At 51.1% G+C, this 4,240-nt stretch carries 3 protein-coding genes; 1 reads left to right on the plus strand and 2 read right to left on the minus strand.

From position 1 onward, the window contains the following. Positions 1-146: 146 nt before the first annotated feature. Together H7U36_RS14885 and tdh are read right to left on the minus strand one after the other, a co-directional pair. Positions 147-1,343 carry a glycine C-acetyltransferase gene (locus H7U36_RS14885; RefSeq protein WP_033127049.1) on the minus strand — a complete coding sequence of 399 codons (1,197 nt, stop codon included), beginning with the start codon at positions 1,341-1,343 and terminating at the stop codon, positions 147-149. Positions 1,344-1,440: 97 nt separating this feature from the next. Beyond that, a complete protein-coding gene (gene tdh, locus H7U36_RS14890) occupies positions 1,441-2,493 on the minus strand; it encodes an L-threonine 3-dehydrogenase (protein WP_171031593.1) in 1,053 nt (350 codons plus the stop codon). A gap of 326 nt (positions 2,494-2,819) precedes the next feature. On the opposite strand from tdh, the gene sstT reads away from it, so the two are divergent. Beyond that, on the plus strand, positions 2,820-4,085 hold the full coding sequence (gene sstT, locus H7U36_RS14895; RefSeq protein WP_191428740.1) for a serine/threonine transporter SstT: 1,266 nt from the start codon (positions 2,820-2,822) through the stop codon (positions 4,083-4,085). Positions 4,086-4,240 lie beyond the last annotated feature (155 nt).

Raw genomic sequence — 4,240 nt, forward strand, 5'->3', positions numbered from 1 at the left:
TCACAAAAATGGCACTGGAAGGCTAAGGACCAGTGCCGTTTTTCAGATATGAAAGAGCCTTTTGATAAAAGAAAGGGTGCCCCTTTCCTATAAATTTAAAAATTCATAGTTTTGGGACACCCTCATTAGGAATAAAAACGAAAAACCTACAATCCCATCTCTTCCCGCACTTCGATGAAGCATTTTACGATGAAATCGATGTCCTCTTTTGTGTGGCTTGCGCACACCTGGGTGCGGATCCTCGCCTTGCCCTTCGGCACTACCGGGTAGGAGAAGGCAACTACATATACGCCCTTGTCCACCATCCGCTTCGCGAACTCAGCGGCTGTCTTCTCATCGTACAGCATAACAGGTACGCAGGGATGTGTGCCAGGGATCACGTCAAAGCCGTTGTCTACAAGAAGCTTTCTGTAGTAGGCGGTCACCTCTTCCAGATGGTCTCTGAGCTCTGTGCTCTCGTCCAGCATCCTGAACATCTCAATGCTGGCGCCTGCAATGGCCGGAGCCAGGGAGTTGGAGAAGAGGTACGGACGGCTCCTCTGACGCAGAAGATCGATGATTTCCTTACGTCCGGATGTATATCCGCCGGATGCTCCTCCCAGGGCTTTTCCGAGGGTTCCTGTGATGATGTCCACTCTTCCCTGGACGCCGCAGTACTCCGGGGTTCCACGGCCTGTCTTGCCCACAAAGCCCACCGCGTGGCTGTCATCCACCATGACAAGAGCGTTGTACTTGTCCGCCAGATCACAGATTCCCTTCAGGTTGCAGATAATTCCGTCCATGGAGAAAACACCGTCCGTGGCGATCAGCTTGATCCTTGCCCCGGCCTCGTCGGCCTCCTTCAGCTTTGCCTCCAGGTCTTCCATGTCATTATTTTTATAGCGGTATCTCCTGGCCTTGCACAGGCGCACACCGTCGATAATGGAGGCGTGGTTCAGCTCATCGCTGATCACCGCGTCGTCCGCTGTCAGAAGAGTCTCGAAAAGGCCTCCGTTGGCGTCAAAGCAGGAAGAATAGAGGATCGTGTCATCCGTTCCCAGGAAATCAGAGATGGTCTTCTCCAGCTTCTTGTGGATATCCTGTGTGCCGCAGATAAAGCGGACGGACGCCACGCCGAAGCCCTTTTCATCGTAGGTCTTCTTGGCAGCCTCGATCAGCCGCGGGCTGTCCCCGAGGCCCAGGTAATTGTTTGCGCACATACAGAGGAGCTCCCTTCCGTCCTCCATAGTCACTCTTGCGCCCTGGGGTGACACAAAGGGGGCCTCTCCCTTAAAAAGTCCTGCCTCCCTGATGCCTTCCACTTCTTTTGCGTAAATGTTTAAAATATCGTCTTTACGTGCCATTTTCTTTTATGCTCCTTTACCTTATTATAATATAAAATGTCCTCCAGCTTTACGCCAGGATCTGTCCCGCCTCATTGCGGATCTCACACAATCCCCATCAGTCATTGATGTGTGCCCAGTCCAGAATGACCTTTCCGGACTGGCCGGAGATCATCGCCTCAAAGCCCTTGCGGTAATCCTTGATGTCAAAATGATGTGTAATGATGCCGCTGATATCCAGGCCTGCCTGAAGCATGGTGGACATCTTGTACCATGTATCCCACACCTTTCTTCCATAAATGCCACGGATATTCAGGCCGTTGAAGATCACTGTCTCCAGATCTACTGTAGCGTCTGTTCTCTGCAGCCCCAGCAGCGCGATCTTCCCGCCGTGCTTCATATTGTGGATCATGTCATGAAGGCCCGCCTGGGACCCGGACATCTCAAGTCCCACATCAAAGCCCTCTGTCATTCCGATCTCTTTCATCACATCCGGCAGCTTCTCCTTCCCGAGATTGACCACCCTGGTAGCCCCCAGCTTCTTTGCCAGCTCCAGGCGGTACTCATTGAAGTCCGTCACCACCACGTGTCTTGCCCCTGCAAATTTCACAATAGCCGCAGCCATGATGCCGATGGGACCCGCTCCGGCCACCAGCACGTCCTCTCCCAGCACATCGTAGGACAGAGCCGTGTGGGTTGCGTTTCCAAAAGGATCAAAGATGGCGTACATCTCCTCCGGGATATTCGGGTTACAGGGCCACACATTGCTGGATGGAATGACAAGATACTCGGCAAAGGCTCCGTTCCGGTTCACGCCCACGCCCTTGGCGTCCTTGCAGTTCTCCTTGTGTCCCTCCAGGCAGTTCCGGCATTTTCCACAGGTAATGTGCCCCTCACCGGATACAAGATGACCGGGCTTAAATCCCCGGACACCCTCGCCTACCTCCACGACTTCCCCAACATACTCGTGGCCGGCTGTAAGTCCGATAGGGATGGTGTGCTGTGCCCATTCATTCCACTGCCAGATATGTACGTCCGTACCGCAGATCGCTGTCTTATGGATCTTGATCTTCACATCGTTCGGCCCCACCTCGGGAATGGGAACTCTCTTCATCCAGAGTCCCTCCTCCGGCTTCTCCTTGACGAGCGCCCACATCATTCCGTCATTCATTTGTTCTCCCATGATATACATACCTCCATTTTCTGATGTCTCCGCAGTTTTTTTTCGGAAACAACTGCTCTTTGGCTATTATAACACCCCATGACGTTTCCTACAATTAAAATAAGAATTTTTTTATGCAAAATGCTGTTTTTGATTGTTATTTTTATAACATTTTTGTGAAAATCATTGAGTTTTTTATAAATTTTTTCACTTTTTGTATAGCAATATTCGATAATCTGTGCAATAATATAATCTATCAGGTAGCGAAGACCAAACTGAAATAATGAGAGAAAGAGAGGAGAAGCAGATAGCCGCGTCTATCTGCGAAAAACAGTATGAAAAACGCAATCAAAAAATGGAACAGCATCAGCCTTGTAAAACGTATCATTGTCGGCCTGATCATTGGTATCATCCTTGGCCTTGTTGTTCCTCAGGCATCCGGAATTTCCATTCTCGGTGATCTGTTCGTTGGGGCGCTCCGCGGCATCGCGCCCGTGCTCGTATTTTTCCTTGTCATGAGCGCGCTGTGCCACATGGGCGAAGGGCAGCACACCAACATGGCCGCGATCGTGGTCCTGTATATGCTCGGAAATCTGCTGGCAGCACTCGTTGCGGTAATCGCGCACTACATTTTCCCGGTTACCATCACCTTTGCTGAAGGCACATCCACAACAGACATCGCACCTCCCAGCGGCGTGGTGGAGGTTCTGACAAACCTTCTGATGAACCTGGTAGACAATCCGGTCAACGCCATTGTCAACGCAAACTATATCGGCATCCTGGCCTGGGCCATCATCTTCGGTATCGCCCTGAAAAAAGCGGGAGCCGGAACAAAGAAAGCCCTGGAGGACATCTCGGATGCCGTATCCATCGCCGTGCAGTGGGTCATCAGCTGTGCCCCCTTCGGTATTATGGGCCTGATCTTTACCACTATCTCTGAGCAGGGTCTGGGCGCTCTTGTTGATTACGGCAGACTGATCCTTGTCCTTGTCGGAAGCATGGCGGTCGTTGCCTTTATCATCAATCCTCTGGTTACCTTTGTGTGCGTGCGGAAAAACCCGTACCCGCTTGTATTTACCTGCCTGAAGGAGAGCTTTATCACCGCCTTCTTCACAAGAAGCTCCGCGGCAAACATTCCTGTAAATATGGAGCTGTGCAAAAACCTGAATCTGGACGAGGATACATATTCGATCTCCATCCCGCTTGGATCTACTGTCAACATGGCCGGAGCCGCTATCACGATCTCCACCATGGCACTGGCAGCAGCTACCACACTGGACATTCAGGTATCCTTTGGAACAGCGCTGATCATGTGCGTTCTGGCAGCAGCCAGTGCGGCCGGAGCATCCGGTGTGGCCGGCGGTTCACTGCTCCTGATCCCCCTTGCCTGCAGCCTGTTTAACATTCCGAACGATATCGCAATGCAGGTTGTCGGCGTAGGCTTCATTATCGGCGTGATCCAGGATTCCTGCGAGACAGGTATCAACTCCTCCACAGACGTTCTTTACACAGCCTGTGCAGAGTTCAGAGACAGACGGCTTCACCCGGAAAGATACGTTGGAAAGCCGGAAGCCCGCTTTACTGTTCCGAAAAACAAATAACTCAATAGGAAAAACTGAATATAGTAAAAAGAGGGTGTCCCAAAACTATGAATTTTTAAATTTATAGGAAAGGGGCATCCCTTTCTTTTATCAAAAGGCTCTTTCATATCTGAAAAACGGCACTGGTCCTTAGCCTTCCAGTGCCATTTTTGTGA

The organism is Faecalicatena fissicatena, from assembly GCF_016900595.1.
Lineage (GTDB): Bacteria > Bacillota > Clostridia > Lachnospirales > Lachnospiraceae > Claveliimonas > Claveliimonas intestinigallinarum.